Here is a 17,491-nt window from a genome sequence, read left to right on the forward strand (position 1 = left end):
CGCGGTACCCCGGCCCCGCAGGGCCGGGGACCGCAACCGCTAGGCCGATGCCGGCCGGCTGAACAGCTCGCGCAGCACGTCCTCCATCGTCACCAGCCCGGTCATCGCGCCGTCCGGCCCGAGCACCGCGGCCAGGTGCGTACGGCTGCGCCGCATCGCGGTCAGCACGTCGTCCAGCGGGGTCTCCGCCCGGATCTGCGCGATCGGCCGCAGCGCCGTCACCGGGAACGGCTCGTCGCGCGCGTCCGGCTCCGCGTCCAGGGCGTCCTTGACGTGCAGATAGCCGAGGATCCGGCGCTGCGCGTCGATCACCGGGAAGCGGGAGTACCCGGACTGCGCCGACAGCCGCTCCAGCCCGGACGGAGTGATGTCCTCCCGGGCCGGGACCACCCGGTCCGCGGGCAGCACCACGTCGGTGACCGGCCGGCGGCCCAGTTCCAGGGCGTCGTGCAGCCGCTCGCTCGCCCGGTCGTCGATGAGCCCCGCCTCGCTGGAGTCCCTCACGATCCGCGCCAGCTCGTCGTCCGAGAAGGTCGCCGCGACCTCGTCCTTCACCTCCACCCGCAGCAGCCGCAGCAGCGCGTTGGCGAAGGCGTTGATCGCGAAGATCACCGGCCGCAGCGCCCGCGTGAGGGTCACCAGCGGCGGGCCCAGGAGCAGCGCGGTGCGCACCGGCTCGGACAGCGCCACGTTCTTGGGCACCATCTCGCCGAAGAGCATGTGCAGGTACGTCGCCAGGGCCAGCGCCACCACGAAGGAGATCGCGTGCGTCACGCCGTCCGGTACCCCGACCAGGTCGAACAACGGGGTCAGCAGGTGCGCGATGGCCGGCTCCGCCACCACGCCCAGCACCAGGGTGCACAGGGTGATGCCCAGCTGGGCGGCGGCCATCAGCGCCGACACGTGCTCCAGGCCCCACAGGACCGCGCGGGCCCGCCGGTCGCCCTGCTCGACGTACGGCTCGATCTGGCTGCGCCGGACCGAGATCAGCGCGAACTCGGCGCCGACGAAGAAGGCGTTGACGACGAGCGTCGCCAGGCCGATCAGAAGCTGGATCGCGGTCATCGGGCTCCCTCCCCGCCCTTGTGCTCCTCGGAATCGGCCGGCACGTGCAGCAGCACCCGCGCCGCCCGGCGCCCGCTCGCGTCCACCACGTCGAGGCGCCAGCCGCCCATCTCCAGGCTGTCGCCGACCACCGGGATCCGGCCCAGCTCGGTGGCTATCAGGCCGGCCAGGGTCTCGTACGGCCCGTCGGGCACGCGCAGTCCGATCCGCTGGAGCTGGTCCGTGCGGGCGGCGCCGTCGGCGGAGTAGAGCGCCCGCCCGTCGGCATCCGTACCGGCCGGGGCCAGGTCCGGGGTCTCGTGCGGGTCGTGTTCGTCGCGGACCTCGCCGACGACCTCCTCGACGATGTCCTCGAGGGTGGCCACACCGGCCGTGCCGCCGTACTCGTCGATGACCACGGCCATCGTCTGCCTGCCGGAAAGCCGGTCCAGCAGCCGGTCCACGGTCAGCGATTCCGGTACGAGGAGCGGCTCGCGCAGCAGCTGCGAGACCGGCGTGCGGTGGCGCTCCTCGGCGGACAGCGCCAGCACGTCCTTGATGTGGACCGTGCCGACGACGGTGTCGAGGCTGCCCCGGTAGACCGGGAAGCGCGACAGGCCGGTGGCCAGCGTCGCGTTCGCCACGTCCTCGGCGGTGGCCTGCACGTCGAGGGCGGTGACCTGGACGCGCGGGGTCATCACGTTCTCCGCGGTCAGGTCGGCCAGGTTCAGGGTCCGCACGAACAGTTCGGCGGTGTCCTTCTCCAGGGAGCCCGCCTTCGCGGAGTGCCGCGCCAGCGCGACCAGCTCCTGCGGGGTGCGCGCGGAGGCCAGCTCCTCGGCCGGCTCCATGCCGAAGCGGCGGACCGTGTGGTTCGCGGTGGTGTTCAGATGGCTGATGAGGGGCCGGAAGGCCCGGCTGAACACCCGCTGCATCGTCGCCACGCGCTTGGCGATGGCCAGCGGCGAGGAGATCGCCCAGTTCTTCGGCACCAGCTCGCCGACGACCATCAGGACGATGGTCGACAGCACGGTGCCCAGGATCAGGGCGGTGGAGGACGCGGCTCCGGCCGACAGCCCCATGGCCTCGAACGGGCCCTGGAGCAGGGCGGCGATCGACGGCTTGGAGATCATGCCGATGACCAGGCCGGTCACGGTGATGCCGAGCTGGGCGCCGGAGAGCTGGAAGGTCAGGGTCTTGACGGCGGCCAGGGCGCTGTCGGCCCCGCGCTCGCCGCGCTCGACGGCCCGTTCGAGTTCGCTGCGCTCGACGGTGGTCAGCGAGAACTCGGCCGCGACGAAGACTCCGCAGGCAAGGCAGAGCAGCAGTGCCACGACGAGCAGGAGCACCTCGGTCATCGGTCGATCACCTCCGTCCCATGATCGGCCAGGAGGAGGGGTACCGCGCGGTGTCGCGATCGGGAGGGTCGTGGGCTGGGAGGCTCGCCCATGGGCGGACGCTCACACCTTTCATTTTTCGGTCGTTCGGGGAGGTTGCCTGCCCACAGCGTAAAGGAAGGGCAAAGAGAACGGATCATTCTTTCGGCGGATCGGCCCGCGTCTCGGAGGGCGGAAGTCGGTGGCGGGCCGCGGGCCGGGCGTGCTTGGCTCCCGATCATGACCGAGCTGCACATACGGGCCGCCGTGCCGGCCGACGCCGAGAACGTGCTCGCCTTCTGGAAGGAAGCCGCGGAGGGCACGTCCATCACGGACGACGTGGAGGGCGTGACGGGCCTCGTCACGCGCGATCCCGAAGCCCTGATCCTCGCGGAGTCCGACGGGCGCCTCGTCGGCTCCGTGATCGCCGGCTGGGACGGCTGGCGCGCCTCCCTCTACCGGCTGGCCGTGCTGCCGTCGCACCGTCGGCGGGGGATCGCCGGCGCGCTCCTCGAAGCGGCGGAACGGCGTTTCGTCGCCGTCGGCGGACGGCGCGGCGACGCGATGGTCCTCGAAGCGAACGAGCGGGCGCACCGGGTGTGGGCCGCGGCCGGCTACCACCGCGAAGACCACTGGCGCCGCTGGGTGAAGCCGTTCGCCTGAGGCCCGGCCACGGCCGGGCCGCCCCGCGGGGCGCCCGTTACGCCGGCCAGGCCGCCAGGAACGACGCGGCCGACCACGTGCCCGAAAGGGCGGGGGCGAGCCAGCCGGGGGCTGCCGCGCGGAAGTCCTCCGGCGCCAGGCCGCCCGAGCCCCCGGGGACCGCACCCAGGAGCGGGAGGCCCGATGAGGCCGGGAGGTCCGCCAGGTTGCAGCGGGCGGCCAGGTCAGGGTCGGCGGGCCAGCTGCCGACCACCACGCCCAGCCCCGCCAGCCCCCGGGCCCGGAGGGCTTCCGCGGTGAGGGTGGTGGAGTTGAGCGTGCCGAGGCCCGCCGCGGCCACCACCAGGACCGGCGCGTCCAGCAGGCGGGCCGCGTCGGCCAGGGTGTGCCCCGCCTCGTCGAAGCGGACCAGCAGGCCGCCCGCGCCCTCGACGAGGACCAGGTCGTGGGAGAGCGACAGCTGCCGGGCGGCCTCCGCGATCCGCTGCGGGGAGAGCGTGGGCAGTCCCGCGCGGCGGGCTGCCGTATCCGGGGCCAGGGGCTCCGGGTAGCGGGCCAGTTCCACCGCGGTGACGCAGGGGCCGGCCAGCCGGACCGCCTCCGCGGCGTCCCCCGGCTCCTGCGGGCCGACACCGGTCTGCGCGGGCTTGAGCACCGCCACCGAGCGGCCGGCCGCCACCGCGGCGGCCGCGATCGCCGACGTCACCACGGTCTTCCCGACCTCGGTACCGGTGCCGGACACGACCAGTACGGACATCTCAGCCTTCCTCGGCCGCCGCACGCACCGCACGGCAGATACGGGCCACGTCGTCGTCGCCGGTGACGAACGGCGGCATGGTGTAGATCAGGTCGCGGAAGGGGCGCAGCCACACGCCCTCGCGCACGGCCGCCCGGGTGGCGGCCGCCATGTCGATCGCGTGGTCGAGCTGGACCACGCCGATCGCGCCCAGGACGCGTACGTCCTTCACGCCCGGCACCGAGGCGACGCCCGCGAGACCTTCGCGCAGGCCCGCCTCGATCCGCTTGACCTCGGTCGGCCAGTCCTGGCCGAGCAGCAGGTCGATGGAGGCGAGGGCCACGGCCGTCGCGAGCGGGTTGCCCATGAAGGTCGGCCCGTGTGCGAGGACCGGGACCTCGCCCTGGGAGATCCCGTCCGCCACCCGCTCCGTGCACAGGGTCGCGGCGAGCGTGAGGTAGCCGCCGGTCAGCGACTTGCCCAGGCACATCACGTCCGGGGTGATCCCCGCGTGGTCGGCGGCGAACAGCGCCCCCGTCCGGCCGAAGCCCGTCGCGATCTCGTCCAGGATGAGGAGCACGCCGTACTCGTCGCACAGCTCGCGCAGCACCCGCAGATAGCCCGGGTTGTGGAAGCGCATGCCGCCGGCCCCCTGCACCACCGGCTCCACGATCACCGCGGCCAGCTCGTCGGCGTGCGCGGCGATCAGGGTGCGCAAGTGGTCCGCGTACGCCGGGTCCACGGGGGTGTCGAAACCGCCGGGCGGGGCGTCCGCGAAGACCTGCCGCGGCAGGTGACCCTGCCACAGCTCGTGCATGCCGCCCTCGGGGTCGCACACGGCCATCGGCTGCCAGGTGTCCCCGTGGTAGCCGCCGCGCCAGGTCAGCAGCCTGGTCTTGCCCGTCCGGCCCAGCGAACGCCAGTACTGCAGGCACATCTTGACCGCGACTTCCACGGACACCGAGCCCGAGTCGGCGAGGAAGACGTGCTCGAGCCCGGCCGGGGTGATCTCGACGAGCTTCGCGGCGAGCCGGACGGCGGGCTCATGGGTGAGCCCGCCGAACATCACGTGTGACATCCGGCCCAGCTGCGTCGTGGCGGCCTCGTTCAGCACCGGGTGGTTGTAGCCGTGGATCGCCGACCACCAGGAGGACATGCCGTCGACGAGCTCCTCGTGGCCCTGCCCCTGCGAGGGCACGGCGAGCCGCAGCCGGACCCCCGACGCGGAGGCGATGACCAGCGGCTCCTGCCGCCCGGGCATCGGGCCGTACGGGTGCCAGACGTGCTGCCGGTCCAGCGCGAGGAGTTCCGCGCCGGCCGACAGCGGGTCGTGCCGATCAGGCATTGGGGGCGACGTCCGTCCCCGCGCCGCGGCGGCGCACCGCCACCAGGTCCGAGCGCACCTCGCCGGCCTCGGCCTGCGCCGGTACCGGCGTCGCCTCCGCGTGCCCGGCGCAGCCGCCGCACGCCGAGCCGCAGCCGGCCTCGGCGCCGGAGTCCGCGGAGCCCGCCGCCGAACCGCAGACCGAGGCGCCGCCGCCGTGCGAGCCGCAGCCGCCGCCCGTCGCGGCCTTCGCCGCGTCGGAGCGGTGCGCGGGAAGGGTGGTCGTACCGGCGCCCTCCACCTCGAAGCCGGCGTCCGCGATCATGTCGAGGTCCGCCTGGCCCGCCTGGCCCTCACTGGTGAGGTAGTCGCCGAGGAAGATCGAGTTGGCGATGTTCAGCGCCAGCGGCTGCATCGAGCGCAGGTGCACCTCGCGGCCGCCCGCGATCCGGACCTCCACGTCGGGGCAGACGAAGCGGACCATCGCGAGGATCCGCAGGCAGCGCTGCGGGGTGAGGTTCCACTCCTTGGCCAGCGGGGTGCCCTCGAAGGGGATGAGGAAGTTGACCGGCACCGAGTCCGAGTCCAGCTCGCGCAGCGAGTAGACGACGTCGACGAGGTCCTCGTCGCTCTCGCCCATGCCCGCGATCAGGCCGGAGCAGGCCGACAGGCCCGCCGCGTGCGCCTTCTGCACGGTGTCCACGCGGTCCGCGTAGGTGTGCGTCTTGGTGATCGCGCCGTAGGTGGCCTCGGAGGTGTTCAGGTTGTGGTTGTACGCGTCCGCGCCCGCGTCCCGGAGCTTCTCCGCCTGGCCGTCGGCGAGCAGGCCGAGGCACGCGCAGACCTCGACGCCCTCGTTCTGCTCCTTGATCGCCGCGATGGTCTTGCCGACGCGGTCCACGTCCCGGTCCGTCGGACCGCGGCCGCTCGCCACCAGACAGACCCGCTTCGCGCCGCCCGCGACACCCGCGGCGGCCGCCTGGGAAGCCTCCTCGGGCTTCAGCCACGTGTACTTCAGGATCTCGGCCTTCGACCCCAGGCGCTGGGAGCAGTACGAGCAGTCCTCCGGGCACAGGCCGGACTTCAGGTTGACCAGGTAGTTCAGCTTGACCCGACGCCCGAACCACTGGCGGCGCACCTTGCCGGCCGCGGCCACCACGTCGAGCAGTTCGTCGTCGGAAGTCGCCAGCACGGCGAGCGCCTCTTCGCGGGTCGGCAGCTCGCGCCGCAGCCCCTTGTCCACCAGGGTGTTCAGCAGGTCCATGATGCCGATCCTGGCCTACACGACCACTCCCGGCCAAGGAGAGATCGCACAACATGGCCGGATGGGAGTGTGTGTATCACCACACCTGACGCACGAGTAACGGCGGCTAGGGTCGGGCTGGTCTGTGGACTGCCGACAAAACGCGAGGACTGCCGATGCCGCCGATGCCCCAGCACACGCCCGACCCCGTGGACGTCTTCGCCTGGATCGACGCCGCGGAGAGCGCCCGCGCGGAGGCCGGGCTCGTCCGGACACTGCGCCCGCGGCCCGAGACCTCGCCGCTGCTGGACCTCGCGAGCAACGACTACCTCGGGCTGACCAGGCACCCCGAGACCGTCCGCGGCGCCCGGGAGGCGGCCGGTCGCTGGGGCGGCGGCGCCACCGGATCCCGGCTCGTCACGGGCACCACCGAACTCCACGCCGAACTGGAACGGGAGCTCGCCGACTTCTGCGGCTTCGAGGCCGCCCTGGTCCTCTCCTCCGGATACGCGGCCAACCTGGCCGCCGTCACCGCGCTCAGCGACCGGGGCACGCTCGTCGTGTCCGACGCCGGCAACCACGCTTCGATCGTCGACGGCTGCCGCCTCTCGCGGGCCGAGACCGCGGTCATCCCGCATTCCGACCCCGACACCGCGCGCAAGACGCTTGCCGCGCACGAGGGCCGGGCGCTGCTGGTCAGCGACTCGGTGTTCTCCGTGGACGGGGACGCCGCCCCGCTTGCCGACTACGCCGCGGCCGCCCGGGACGAGGGCGCCGCCCTGGTCGTGGACGACGCGCACGGGCTCGGCGTGCTGGGCGAGGGCGGCCGGGGCGCGCTGCACGCCGCCGGGCTCGCGGGCGCGCCCGGGGTGGTCGCCACGCTGACCCTCTCCAAGTCCCTGGGCAGCCAGGGCGGAGCCGTGCTCGGCCCGGCCAAGGTCATCCGGCACCTGGTCAACACCGCGCGCACGTTCATCTTCGACACCGGGCTGGCCCCGGCCGCCGCGGGCGCGGCCCTGGCGAGCCTGCGCCTGCTCCGGCGGGAACCGGAGCGCGCGGACCGCGCCCGCGAGGTGGCCGCCCAGCTGTACGGGCGGCTCACCGCGTCCGGCCTGACCGCGGCCCGGCCGGACGCGGCCGTGGTGTCGGTTCGGGCCCCGTCGGCCTCGGCGGCACTGCAGTGGGCCGCCGACTGCCGCGAGGCAGGTCTGTCCGTGGGGTGCTTCCGGCCGCCGTCGGTGCCGGACGGCATCTCCCGGCTGCGGCTGACCGCTCGGGCGGATCTCACGGGGGACGAGATCGACCGGGCCGTCGGGACGATCCTGCGGACCGCTCCGGCCGGAGCCACGGACCGGTAGGCGGGGTTACGAGGGAACGTCCGCCCGGACCTGTGCGAGGAAGCCGTCCCAGGCCGGCCCGGTGAAGAGCACGGCCGGGCCGTCCGTCCGCTTGGAGTCGCGGACGGCCAGCAGGCCGCCACCGAGGACGGCCGTTTCCACGCAGTTGTTCATTCCGGTACTGCGGCTGCTCCGCCGCCACCGCGCGCTGTTCAGAAGTCCGCTGGTCGATAACGGGGTTGCGGACACGGGGGTGCCTCCTTACGCGTCGTCAGCGAGGGCGCTGATGAGATCCGACGAGTGCCGGGGCGGGAGGGCGTGCGCCTGGATGGTGCGGAACGCGGCGCTGTACGCCTCTAGGTCTTCCTTCCGCTCCAGATAGAGGCTACTCGTCAAATGGTCGAGTACCACCACATCCAGATCGGCGATGTTCGGAAATGAGAAAATGACGAACGGCCCGGTGAGGCCGAGATGACCCCCCACGCTGAACGGCAGTACCTGTAGCCGCACTTGCGGCAGTCGCGCCACCTCCACCAGATGCCGCAGCTGCTCCGCCATCACCCCGGGACCGCCGATCTGCCGGCGCAGCACCGCCTCGTCCAGTACGGCGCTCAGCTCGAGCGGGGGATCGGCCCGCAGTACCGACTGCCGGGCCAGCCGTACGTCGACCAGCGCGTCCACCTTCGGTTCCGGGAGCCCGCCCAGCGCGGCCCGGGTCACCGCCCGCGCGTACCCGGGGGTCTGCAACAGCCCGGGCACCACCGAGAGTTCGACCGTCCGGGCGGACCGGGCACCGGCCTCCAGGCTGATGAAGTCCCGGTACTCCTGCGGCAGCAGCCCCCGGTAGTCGTGCCACCACTGGCGGCCCCGCCCGGTGTCGGCGCCCGGTCCGGGGCCAGCCGCCGACACGGACAGCGCCTCCAGCAGCGCGCGCTGTTCGGGACTGACGATCTCCCCGTAGGCGTCGAGGAGCAGGCGGATGTCCTCGGGCTTCACGCCACTGCGGCCTGTTTCGATGCGGCTGATTTTCGACTGGTGCCATCCCACGATCCGGGCCGCCTCACCACTGGTGAGTCCGGACCGGTCGCGCAGGGCACGCAGTTCCTCGCCGAGCTTGCGCCGACGCACCGCGGGACCGTGCTGCACACCCGCCTCCTTCCACCGGCACAGCTCGCACCAGTCTGCCGTCCAAATACGCTCTTCCGTAGCAGAGTTCACCGCATCGAGCGACAGATATATGCATATCTTGAGGAAACGCCGGATGCGGCCGTGCGTGGGGTGGCACTCTGGCGTCCAGCACAGATCCGGGGCGGCTTGGCCCCGGTGGGAAAGGGACCGTCGCCATGGCAGATCACCAGGAAGCATCCGTCACTCTGCCGAGCGATCCCGCCTCGGTCGCCACCGCCCGCCGCTACGTCGCGGAGGTGCTGGGCGAATGGGGACTTCCCGATGCCGCGGACACCGCGGACAGCGTCCGGCTGATCGTCTCGGAGCTCGCCACCAACGCCGTACAGCACACTTTCGGCCAGTCGCCCACCTTCACCGTCGACGTCCGGCTGGAACGGGAGGAGTGGCTGCGGATCGGGGTGACCGACAGCCACCCGCGGTGGCCCAAGCGCCTTCCGGCCGCCGTCCAGCAGGACAACGGCCGGGGCATGGTCATCATCCGCTGGCTCACCGCGGAGGCGGGCGGCCGGCTCTCGGTCACCCCCACCGAGGACGGCGGCAAGACGGTGTGGATCGCCCTGCCGTGGACCGTCGGAGCCGGTGCGCCCGCGAGGACGGGCACCGGCTGCTGACCTCCGCGTCAGGCCGACGCGGCGCGCTCCGCGGCGCTGCGCTCGATGCACAGCTCGTTGCCCTCCGGGTCCGCGAGGACGACCCAGCCGAGAACTCCGTCCGGCGCGCGCCGGTCGTCGACGACCTTCGCCCCGAGCCCGACGAGGCGCTCGACCGTCTCGTCCCGCGTGCCCGTGGCGGGCTGGATGTCCAGGTGCACCCGGTTCTTGACGGTCTTGGCGTCCGGCACCCGGATGAACAGCAGCCCGGGCACTCCCGGCTGCCCCGGATCCAGCAGGACCTCGTCGTCACCCGCCTCGTCGTCCGGGTGGATGGGGAAGCCCGTCACCGCGGACCAGAACTCGGCGGTCTTGTACGGGTCGTGCGCGTCGAAGGTGATGTGGCGGACGGGATTGACGAACACGTGTCTCCTCCATGGGTCTTCCGGGTGCAGATCTGTATACGGAACGGCCGGCCGCGGGCAACCGGACTGAACCGGTTGCCTCCCGGAAACGTGGGTTAACTCTGCGGAAAAGCGCGGCCCCTAGCGTGGGTTCACGTTCGACCGCCAATGATCACCCATGGTCCGGTAAAGCGGCGGTGGTCGGGACGGAAAGCCTTCCTCTGCGTTGGGCAAGACACGCTTGGCTCGGATACGTGCAGGTCAACAGAGTGTTGACGGCCGCTAGGGTCGCCCGGCATCGAAGTTGACCTTGTCCCGGAAACTTGGTGATACCTGTGCAGTTGACACCGCACGAGCAGGAAAGACTGCTCATCCACGTCGCCGCCGACGTCGCGGCGAAACGGAGGGCGCGTGGAGTCCGCCTCAACCATCCCGAGGCGATCGCGCTGATCACCTCGCACATCCTCGAAGGGGCCCGCGACGGCCGGACCGTGGCCGAGCTGATGGCCTCCGGCCGCACCGTCCTCGATCGCGGGGAGGTCATGGAGGGGATCCCCGAGATGATCCACGACGTCCAGGTCGAGGCGACCTTCCCGGACGGCACCAAACTCGTCACCGTCCACGACCCGATCGTCTGAAGGGGAGTTACCCGCATGATCCCCGGCGAGATCGCCTACGGGGACGGACCGGTGCTCCTCAACGAGGGCCGCCCCGTCACCCGCCTCACCGTGCTGAACGCCGCCGACCGGCCCGTCCAGATCGGCTCCCACTACCACTTCGCCGAGGCCAACCCCGGCCTCGAATTCGACCGGCTCGCCGCCCGGGGGCTGCGCCTCGACATCGCCGCCGGCACGGCCGTGCGCTTCGAGCCCGGCATCCCGGTCGCGGTGGACCTCGTACCGCTGGCCGGACTGCGCACCGTGCCGGGGCTGCGCGGGGAGACCGGAGGGCCGCTCGATGGCTGAGATCTCCCGGCAGGTGTACGCGGACCTCTTCGGGCCGACCGCCGGAGACCGGATCCGGCTGGCCGACACCGACCTCTTCGTCGAGATCGAACAGGACCTGGCCGGCGGCCCCGGACGGGCCGGCGACGAAGCGGTCTTCGGCGGCGGCAAGGTGATCCGCGAGTCCATGGGCCAGGCCCGGACCACCCGGGCCGAGGGCGCTCCCGACACGGTGATCACCGGGGTCGTCGTCCTCGACCACTGGGGGATCGTCAAGGCCGACGTGGGCATCCGCGACGGCCGGATCTGCGGCATCGGCAAGGCCGGCAACCCCGACACCATGGACGGGGTGGACCCGGCCCTGGTCATCGGCCCCGAGACCGAGATCATCGCGGGCAACGGGAAGATCGTCACCGCCGGAGCCATCGACGCCCACGTACACTTCATCTCCCCGACGATCGTGGAGGAGGCCCTCACCTCCGGGATCACCACCCTCGTCGGCGGCGGCACCGGTCCGGCCGAGGGCACCAAGGCCACCACCGTCACCCCCGGACCCTGGCACCTGGCCCGCATGTTCGCGGCCCTCGAGGCCTACCCGGTCAACATCGGCCTCCTCGGCAAGGGCAACACCACCTCCCGCGAGGCCATGCACTCCCAACTGCGCGGCGGCGCCCTCGGATTCAAGATCCACGAGGACTGGGGGTCCACCCCCGCCGCCATCGACGCCTGCCTGGGCGTCTGCGAGGAGACCGGCGTCCAGGTCGCCATCCACACCGACACCCTCAACGAGGCCGGCTTCGTCGCCGACACCCTCGCGGCCATCGCCGGGCGGACCATCCACTCGTACCACACCGAAGGGGCCGGGGGCGGGCACGCACCCGACATCATCACCGTGGTCTCCGAGCCGAACGTCCTGCCCAGCTCCACCAACCCCACCCGGCCGCACACCGTCAACACCGTCGAGGAACACCTCGACATGCTGATGGTCTGCCACCACCTCAACCCGGCCGTACCCGAGGACCTCGCCTTCGCCGAATCCCGGATCCGGCCCTCGACCATCGCTGCCGAGGACGTCCTGCACGACCTCGGGGCCATCTCCATCATCTCCTCCGACTCCCAGGCCATGGGCCGGGTCGGCGAGGTCGTGCTGCGCACCTGGCAGACCGCCCACGTCATGAAGAAGCGGCGCGGCTTCCTCCCCGGCGACGGACCCGCCGACAACCACCGCGCCCGCCGCTACGTCGCCAAGTACACGATCAACCCCGCCGTGGCCCAGGGGCTCGCCCGCGAGATCGGCTCGGTCGAGACCGGCAAACTCGCCGACCTGGTGCTGTGGAACCCCGCCTTCTTCGGGGTCAAACCCGAACTGGTCATCAAGGGCGGCCAGATCGCCTACGCGCAGATGGGCGACGCCAACGCCTCCATCCCCACCCCGCAGCCCATCCTGCCCCGCCCGATGTTCGGCAGCCACGGACGCGCACCCGCCCTGAACTCGCTCAACTTCACCGCGCAGGCAGCCCTCGACGACGGACTGCCCGAACGCCTCGGCCTCGGCAAGCAGTTCACGGCCATCGAGAGCACCCGCAAGGTCGGCAAGGCGGACATGCGCAACAACGACGCCATGCCGAGGGTCGAGGTCGACGCCGACACCTTCACCGTCACCATCGACGGCGAGGCCGTTGAACCGGCACCGGCGGCCGAACTGCCCATGGCACAGAGATACTTCCTCTTCTGATGAGCCTCGCCGCGCTGCTCGTCCTCGCCGACGGCCGCTTCCCCGCCGGGGGACACGCCCACTCCGGCGGGACCGAGGCCGCCTGCAAGGCGGGCCGGATCCACGACGCCGCCACCCTGGAGGACTTCTGCCGGGGCCGGCTGCACACCTCCGGGCTCACCGCCGCCGCCCTCGCCGCGGCCGCCGCCCTCGGGCTCGACCCGGCGGAGCTCGACGCCGCCGCCGACGCCCGCACCCCCGTGCCCGCGCTGCGCACCGCCGCCCGGCGGCTCGGGCGGCAGCTGCTGCGCGCCGCCCGCGCCACCTGGCCCGCGCCCGAACTGGACGCACTGGCCGCCGCCTTCCCGCGCGGAGCCCACCAGCCCGTGGTGCTCGGCGTCACCGCCCGGGCAGCGGGGCTCGGTCCGCTCGACGCCGCGCACGTGGCGGCGTACGAGAGCGTCAGCGGTCCCGCCACCGCGACCGTACGGCTGCTCGGCCTGGACCCCTTCGAGGCGAGCGGGGTCCTGGCCCGGCTCGCCCCCGACCTCGACGCCGTGTCCGCCGAGGCGGCCGGAGCGGCGCTGCTGGCCCGCACCGACGGCCTGGACGCGCTGCCCGCGGCGTCCTCGCCCCTGCTGGACATCTCGGCGCAGGCCCATGCCGACTGGCCGGTACGCCTCTTCGCTTCCTGACCCCCACAAGGAGACACCCCCATGCACCTCGACCACGCCGTGACCTACCCCCACCGGCACACCCACAGCGCCGAACCCCTACGCCCCGACGGCACCCGCCGCGCCCTGCGCATCGGCCTCGGCGGACCCGTCGGCTCCGGCAAGACCGCCACCGTCGCCGCGCTGTGCCGCGCCCTGCGCGGCGAGCTCTCCATGGCCGTCGTCACCAACGACATCTACACCCGCGAGGACGCCGAGTTCCTGCTCCGCGAGGCCGTCCTGCCGCCCGAGCGGATCACCGCCGTCGAGACGGGGGCCTGCCCGCACACCGCCATCCGCGACGACATCTCCGCCAACCTGGAGGCCGTCGAAGAACTGGAAGAGGCCTTCCGCGAGAGCGGCCCGCTCGACCTGATCCTCGTCGAGTCCGGCGGGGACAACCTCACCGCCACCTTCTCCCGCGGCCTGGTCGACGCCCAGATCTTCGTCATCGACGTGGCCGGCGGCGACGACATCCCCCGCAAGGGCGGCCCCGGCGTCACCACCGCCGACCTCCTCGTCGTCAACAAGACCGACCTCGCCCCCCACGTCGGCTCCGACCTCGACCGGATGGCCCGCGACGCCGCCGCACAGCGCGGTGAACTGCCCGTCGCCTTCCAGTCGCTGCGCGGCCCCGAAGGCGTGGCCCCGGTCGCGGCATGGGTACGCGAGCGGATCGCCGCCTGGGCCGTACGGTGACCAGCGCACCCCCCGTCTCCCCGCCCGCGGCGGGCGTGCGGGCCACCGCACGCATCCGCGCCACAGCCGACGGGCGGGGCGGCACCGCCCTGCCGCTGCTGGCCGGGGAAGGGCCGCTCGCCCTGCGCCGCACCCGGGGCGCCGGCGCCGGGGCCGGCGTGATGCTGGTCGGCGCGATGAGCGCACCCCTCGGCGGGGACCACCTCGCTGTCGAGGCCGCCGTCGGGCCCGGGGCGAGCCTCTCGCTGGGCTCGGCGGCGGCCACCCTGGCGCTGCCCGGCCGCGGCGGCGAGCCCGCGCGGTACGACGTGGACCTGACGCTGGAGGACGGGGCGTCAGTGCTCTGGCTGCCGGAGCCGCTGGTCTCCGTACGCGGCAGCGAGCTGCGGGTGCGCACCCGCGTCCGACTGGCCCCCACCGCCCGGCTCGTGCTGCGCGAGGAGCAGGTGCTCGGCCGCTGCGGCGAACCCCCGGGCCTGCTGCGCAGCCGCCTCACCGTCACCCGGGGCGGGCGGCCGCTGCTGGACCAGGAACTCGCCTGCGGGCCGGGCGCGCCCGCCGGCTGGGACGGCCCGGCGGGCCTCGCCGGGCACCGCGCGCTCGGCCAACTCCTCATTGTGGACCCCGACTTCGCCGAGCGGCCGCCCGCGGCCGGGATGCTGGGGGAGTGCGCGGCGGTGACTCCGCTGGCCGGGCCCGCCGTTCTCGTCACGGCCCTCGCCCCGGACGCGCTCGCCCTGCGCGCGCTGCTCGACGCGGCCGGCGCGTCCTACGCCCGGTGACCAGGCGGCGAACACGGGACGAAGCAGACACCGCTCAGCGGTACACACCTCGCCGGTTATCGGGTTGGCAAAGAACTTGATCCCGCTCTGTCGCCAACTCCCGGTAAGGCGCAAGGATCCCCCTGCACACGGGCGGCCGAATCCGGCCGCCCATGCCGTACCTGACGCAGGGGGATCAACCACGTGATACGCAACGCGGCGCTGGGGAGCGCCGCCACACTGATCACCGGGACGCTGGCGGCGAGCATGCTGCTCGCCACGCCGGCCTCGGCGGCCACCACCGGCCGTGACAACGGGGTCCCGGAGGCGCTGGGCGTCCAGCTCGCCGCCGCCCGCGCGGCCCGCGCCGGGATCGACTGGAAGGACTGTCCCGCCGACTGGGGCTTCGCCGCCCCGATCCAGTGCGGCTGGGTCAAGGTCCCGCTCGACTACGCCAAGCCCTTCGGCAAGACCATCGACATCGCGGTCGACCGCGCGGTGAGCACCGGCACCAAGGAAGAGCGCCAGGGCGCGCTCATCTACAACCCCGGCGGCCCCGGCGGTTCGGGCATGCGCTTCCCGCGCCGCTCCACCACCAAGAGCCCGCTGTGGGTCAACACCGCCAAGGCGTACGACTTCGTGGGCTTCGACCCGCGCGGTGTCGGCCACTCGGCGCCGATCTCCTGCATCGACCCGCAGGAGTTCGTGAAGGCCCCCAAGGCCGACCCGGTGCCGGACACCGCGGCCGACAAGAGCGCCCAGCGCAAGCTCGCCGCGGAGTACGCGGACGGCTGCAAGGAGCGCAGCGGCGAGATGCTGCCGCACATGACCACGCCGAACACCGCGCGCGACCTGGACGTCATCCGCGCCGCCCTCGGTGAGAAGAAGCTGAACTTCCTCGGCGTCTCCTACGGCACCTACATCGGCGGGGTCTACGCGACCCTGTTCCCGAACCACGTGCGCCGCATGATCGTCGACAGCGTGGTCAACCCGGCGCAGGACAACATCTGGTACGAGGCCAACCTCGGCCAGGACGTCGCCTTCCAGATGCGCTGGAACGACTGGCAGGACTGGGTCGCCAAGAACGACGCGGTCTTCCACCTCGGCGACACCCGCGCCAAGGTCGAGGCCAAGTGGCAGGAGCTGCGCGCCAAGGCCAAGGCCAACCCGCTCGGCGGGATCGTCGGCCCGGCCGAGCTCATCGGCTTCTTCCAGGGCGCCCCGTACTACGACTCCTCGTGGGTGCCCGTCGCCCAGACGTTCGCCGCCTGGGCCGCCGGTGACGAGCAGGCGCTGATCGACGCCATCGCCCCGGACATGACGGACCTCGCGGGCAACGCGGCGTCGGAGAACGGCAACGCCGTCTACACCGCCGTCGAGTGCGCCGACGCCAAGTGGCCGACCAGCTGGACCAAGTGGGACCGGGACAACACCAAGCTCCACGAGAAGTACCCGTTCCTGACCTGGTCCAACGCGTGGATGAACCTGCCCTGCGCGACCTGGAAGTCCAAGCAGCACAACCCGATCGAGGTCGGCGCGAACGCCAAGCGCGGTCTGCCGCCGGTCCTGATCGTCCAGTCCGAGCGTGACGCCGCCACCCCGTACGAGGGCGCGGTCGAGCTGCACCGCCGGCTCGGCGGCTCGCGGCTGATCACCGAGCAGAACGCCGGCTCGCACGGTGTCACCAGCCTGCTGAACCCCTGCATCAACACGCGGGTCGACGCCTACCTGCTGACCGGCAAGGTCGACGGCCAGGACGTGACGTGCGCCCCGCACGCCACCCCGGTCGCCCCGGCCGCCGCCGCGCGGTCGCTGAACTCCGATGTCGCGGCCGAGTCCTCGGTCTTCCCGGCGCCGGAGGAGCTCCCGGCCGTCCGCTAAGGAGACCGGGAGAGTGACGCGGGAGAAGGCTCAGCGCGCGGAGCGCCGGGCCTTCTTCCGTGCTTCCTCCTCCTCGGCCTTGACCTCGGCCGCGTACCGGTCGACGTACTCCTGGCCGGAGAGTTCGAGGATGGCGTACATGATCTCGTCCGTGACGGCCCGCAGCACGGCCCGCTCGCCCTCCAGCCCCGCGTACCGGGAGAAGTCCAGCGGCCGGCCGAACCGGATCGTCACCCGCCGGATGTTCGGGATCTTCTGGCCGGGCGGCTGGATCTCGAAGGTGCCCACCATCGCGCACGGCACGACCGGCACGCCCGCGCGCAGCGCCATCGCGGCCACGCCCACCTTGCCCTTGTAGAGCCGCCCGTCGTGGGAGCGCGTGCCCTCCGGGTAGATGCCCAGCAGCTCGTCCTTGGCCAGCACCCCCAGCCCCTCGCGCAGCGCGGCCTGCCCGGCGTCCTTGCCGGACCGGTCCACCGGGATCTGCCCGGCGCTGCGGAAGAAGGCCGCGGTCAGCCGTCCCTTGACCCCGGGTCCGGTGAAGTACTCGGCCTTCGCGAGGAAGGTGATCCGCCGCTTGAGGATCGCGGGCATCAGGAAGTGGTCCGAGAACGACAGGTGGTTGCCCGCGACGATCGCGGCGCCCTCCTCGGGGATGTTCTCCAGCCCCTCGATCCGGGGCCGGAACAGCAGCCGCAGCAATGGGCCGAGGATCACGTGCTTGAGCAAGTGGTAGAACACCAGGCCGCTCCCGTCGACATCCCGTTGTCACGCACATCTTACGTACGGTCAGCCCCGGACCGGAGGGGCGGGGACCATACGCCCGAGGGGCGGGGTGCCTTCGCACCCCGCCCCTCGGCATCCGCTCCCGGGG

19 protein-coding genes are annotated in these 17,491 nt (G+C 72.7%); 10 read left to right on the plus strand and 9 right to left on the minus strand.

Annotated elements, in window-relative coordinates; translation table 11 throughout:
• Positions 1 to 39: 39 nt before the first annotated feature.
• Positions 40 to 1,065 (minus strand): hemolysin family protein, encoded by a 1,026-nt coding sequence (locus AB0O21_RS14055; RefSeq protein ID WP_365170704.1) that lies wholly within the window; start codon positions 1,063 to 1,065, stop codon positions 40 to 42.
• A complete protein-coding gene (locus AB0O21_RS14060; RefSeq protein WP_365170706.1) occupies positions 1,062 to 2,402 on the minus strand; it encodes a hemolysin family protein in 1,341 nt (446 codons plus the stop codon). Before AB0O21_RS14060 ends, AB0O21_RS14055 begins: the two co-directional genes overlap by 4 nt.
• Before the next feature lie 258 nt (positions 2,403 to 2,660).
• Here AB0O21_RS14060 and AB0O21_RS14065 point away from each other — a divergent pair, with 258 nt between their 5' ends.
• Positions 2,661 to 3,083: a GNAT family N-acetyltransferase gene (locus AB0O21_RS14065; RefSeq protein WP_365170708.1), complete on the plus strand. Its 423-nt coding sequence runs from the start codon at positions 2,661 to 2,663 to the stop codon at positions 3,081 to 3,083.
• 37 nt (positions 3,084 to 3,120) lie between these two features.
• On the opposite strand, the gene bioD is transcribed toward AB0O21_RS14065, so the two are convergent.
• From bioD to bioB, 3 genes are read right to left on the minus strand one after another with little or no spacing between them, the layout of a single operon-like run.
• On the minus strand, positions 3,121 to 3,840 hold the full coding sequence (gene bioD / locus AB0O21_RS14070; RefSeq protein ID WP_365170710.1) for a dethiobiotin synthase: 720 nt from the start codon (positions 3,838 to 3,840) through the stop codon (positions 3,121 to 3,123).
• A 1-nt stretch (position 3,841) separates the two neighbouring features.
• The gene (locus AB0O21_RS14075) at positions 3,842 to 5,164 is read right to left on the minus strand and encodes an adenosylmethionine--8-amino-7-oxononanoate transaminase (RefSeq protein ID WP_365170712.1); all 1,323 of its coding nucleotides are present in this window, start codon (positions 5,162 to 5,164) and stop codon (positions 3,842 to 3,844) included.
• Positions 5,157 to 6,407, minus strand: coding sequence for a biotin synthase BioB (gene bioB / locus AB0O21_RS14080; protein WP_365170714.1), 1,251 nt, complete (start codon positions 6,405 to 6,407; stop codon positions 5,157 to 5,159). Before bioB ends, AB0O21_RS14075 begins: the two co-directional genes overlap by 8 nt.
• A gap of 164 nt (positions 6,408 to 6,571) precedes the next feature.
• On the opposite strand from bioB, the gene AB0O21_RS14085 reads away from it, so the two are divergent.
• Positions 6,572 to 7,744: an 8-amino-7-oxononanoate synthase gene (locus tag AB0O21_RS14085; protein WP_365170993.1), complete on the plus strand. Its 1,173-nt coding sequence runs from the start codon at positions 6,572 to 6,574 to the stop codon at positions 7,742 to 7,744.
• Positions 7,745 to 7,750: 6 nt separating this feature from the next.
• On the opposite strand, the gene AB0O21_RS14090 is transcribed toward AB0O21_RS14085, so the two are convergent.
• A complete protein-coding gene (locus AB0O21_RS14090) occupies positions 7,751 to 7,972 on the minus strand; it encodes a DUF397 domain-containing protein (protein WP_329388240.1) in 222 nt (73 codons plus the stop codon).
• A 12-nt stretch (positions 7,973 to 7,984) separates the two neighbouring features.
• On the minus strand, positions 7,985 to 8,869 hold the full coding sequence (locus AB0O21_RS14095; RefSeq protein ID WP_365170716.1) for a helix-turn-helix transcriptional regulator: 885 nt from the start codon (positions 8,867 to 8,869) through the stop codon (positions 7,985 to 7,987).
• A gap of 197 nt (positions 8,870 to 9,066) precedes the next feature.
• On the opposite strand from AB0O21_RS14095, the gene AB0O21_RS14100 reads away from it, so the two are divergent.
• Entirely contained in the window at positions 9,067 to 9,522 is a 456-nt protein-coding gene (locus AB0O21_RS14100; RefSeq protein ID WP_365170718.1) for an ATP-binding protein, read from the plus strand.
• 8 nt (positions 9,523 to 9,530) lie between these two features.
• Here the strand turns inward: AB0O21_RS14100 and AB0O21_RS14105 are convergent, their stop codons facing one another.
• Positions 9,531 to 9,926, minus strand: a complete 396-nt coding sequence (locus AB0O21_RS14105; protein WP_365170720.1) for a VOC family protein — start codon at positions 9,924 to 9,926, stop codon at positions 9,531 to 9,533.
• A 314-nt stretch (positions 9,927 to 10,240) separates the two neighbouring features.
• Between AB0O21_RS14105 and AB0O21_RS14110 the strand changes: the two genes are divergently transcribed.
• From AB0O21_RS14110 to AB0O21_RS14140, 7 genes are all read left to right on the plus strand, one after another.
• The gene (locus tag AB0O21_RS14110) at positions 10,241 to 10,543 is read left to right on the plus strand and encodes an urease subunit gamma (RefSeq protein ID WP_365170722.1); all 303 of its coding nucleotides are present in this window, start codon (positions 10,241 to 10,243) and stop codon (positions 10,541 to 10,543) included.
• 15 nt (positions 10,544 to 10,558) lie between these two features.
• Positions 10,559 to 10,870: an urease subunit beta gene (locus AB0O21_RS14115; RefSeq protein ID WP_365170724.1), complete on the plus strand. Its 312-nt coding sequence runs from the start codon at positions 10,559 to 10,561 to the stop codon at positions 10,868 to 10,870.
• Positions 10,863 to 12,584, plus strand: coding sequence for an urease subunit alpha (locus tag AB0O21_RS14120; RefSeq protein WP_365170726.1), 1,722 nt, complete (start codon positions 10,863 to 10,865; stop codon positions 12,582 to 12,584). The genes AB0O21_RS14115 and AB0O21_RS14120 overlap by 8 nt, the downstream gene beginning before the upstream one ends.
• Positions 12,584 to 13,258: an urease accessory UreF family protein gene (locus AB0O21_RS14125; RefSeq protein WP_365170728.1), complete on the plus strand. Its 675-nt coding sequence runs from the start codon at positions 12,584 to 12,586 to the stop codon at positions 13,256 to 13,258. The genes AB0O21_RS14120 and AB0O21_RS14125 overlap by 1 nt, the downstream gene beginning before the upstream one ends.
• A 21-nt stretch (positions 13,259 to 13,279) precedes the next feature.
• Complete coding sequence (gene ureG / locus AB0O21_RS14130; protein ID WP_365170730.1) at positions 13,280 to 13,975, plus strand: urease accessory protein UreG; 696 nt, start codon at positions 13,280 to 13,282, stop codon at positions 13,973 to 13,975.
• Positions 13,936 to 14,757 (plus strand): urease accessory protein UreD, encoded by an 822-nt coding sequence (locus AB0O21_RS14135; protein ID WP_365170732.1) that lies wholly within the window; start codon positions 13,936 to 13,938, stop codon positions 14,755 to 14,757. Before ureG ends, AB0O21_RS14135 begins: the two co-directional genes overlap by 40 nt.
• A 246-nt stretch (positions 14,758 to 15,003) precedes the next feature.
• Complete coding sequence (locus AB0O21_RS14140; protein ID WP_365170995.1) at positions 15,004 to 16,617, plus strand: alpha/beta hydrolase; 1,614 nt, start codon at positions 15,004 to 15,006, stop codon at positions 16,615 to 16,617.
• Positions 16,618 to 16,647: 30 nt separating this feature from the next.
• Here AB0O21_RS14140 and AB0O21_RS14145 read toward each other — a convergent pair whose 3' ends face one another.
• Positions 16,648 to 17,358 (minus strand): lysophospholipid acyltransferase family protein, encoded by a 711-nt coding sequence (locus AB0O21_RS14145; RefSeq protein WP_365170734.1) that lies wholly within the window; start codon positions 17,356 to 17,358, stop codon positions 16,648 to 16,650.
• Positions 17,359 to 17,491: the final 133 nt, after the last annotated feature.

Origin of the sequence: Streptomyces sp. NPDC091371 (genome assembly GCF_040684275.1) — a bacterium.
In the GTDB taxonomy this organism is placed as follows: Bacteria; Actinomycetota; Actinomycetes; order Streptomycetales; family Streptomycetaceae; genus Streptomyces.

Coding starts and splice junctions, on each gene's coding strand:
- AB0O21_RS14075 (WP_365170712.1), bottom strand. CDS start 5,164: ATGCCTGATCGGCACGACCCGCTGTCGGCCGGCGCGGAACTCCTCGCG.
- AB0O21_RS14060 (WP_365170706.1), bottom strand. CDS start 2,402: ATGACCGAGGTGCTCCTGCTCGTCGTGGCACTGCTGCTCTGCCTTGCC.
- AB0O21_RS14115 (WP_365170724.1), top strand. CDS start 10,559: ATGATCCCCGGCGAGATCGCCTACGGGGACGGACCGGTGCTCCTCAAC.
- AB0O21_RS14055 (WP_365170704.1), bottom strand. CDS start 1,065: ATGACCGCGATCCAGCTTCTGATCGGCCTGGCGACGCTCGTCGTCAAC.
- AB0O21_RS14065 (WP_365170708.1), top strand. CDS start 2,661: ATGACCGAGCTGCACATACGGGCCGCCGTGCCGGCCGACGCCGAGAAC.
- AB0O21_RS14120 (WP_365170726.1), top strand. CDS start 10,863: ATGGCTGAGATCTCCCGGCAGGTGTACGCGGACCTCTTCGGGCCGACC.
- bioB (WP_365170714.1), bottom strand. CDS start 6,407: ATGGACCTGCTGAACACCCTGGTGGACAAGGGGCTGCGGCGCGAGCTG.
- AB0O21_RS14100 (WP_365170718.1), top strand. CDS start 9,067: ATGGCAGATCACCAGGAAGCATCCGTCACTCTGCCGAGCGATCCCGCC.
- AB0O21_RS14085 (WP_365170993.1), top strand. CDS start 6,572: ATGCCCCAGCACACGCCCGACCCCGTGGACGTCTTCGCCTGGATCGAC.
- bioD (WP_365170710.1), bottom strand. CDS start 3,840: ATGTCCGTACTGGTCGTGTCCGGCACCGGTACCGAGGTCGGGAAGACC.
- AB0O21_RS14135 (WP_365170732.1), top strand. CDS start 13,936: ATGGGTACGCGAGCGGATCGCCGCCTGGGCCGTACGGTGACCAGCGCA.
- AB0O21_RS14125 (WP_365170728.1), top strand. CDS start 12,584: ATGAGCCTCGCCGCGCTGCTCGTCCTCGCCGACGGCCGCTTCCCCGCC.
- AB0O21_RS14140 (WP_365170995.1), top strand. CDS start 15,004: ATGCTGCTCGCCACGCCGGCCTCGGCGGCCACCACCGGCCGTGACAAC.
- ureG (WP_365170730.1), top strand. CDS start 13,280: ATGCACCTCGACCACGCCGTGACCTACCCCCACCGGCACACCCACAGC.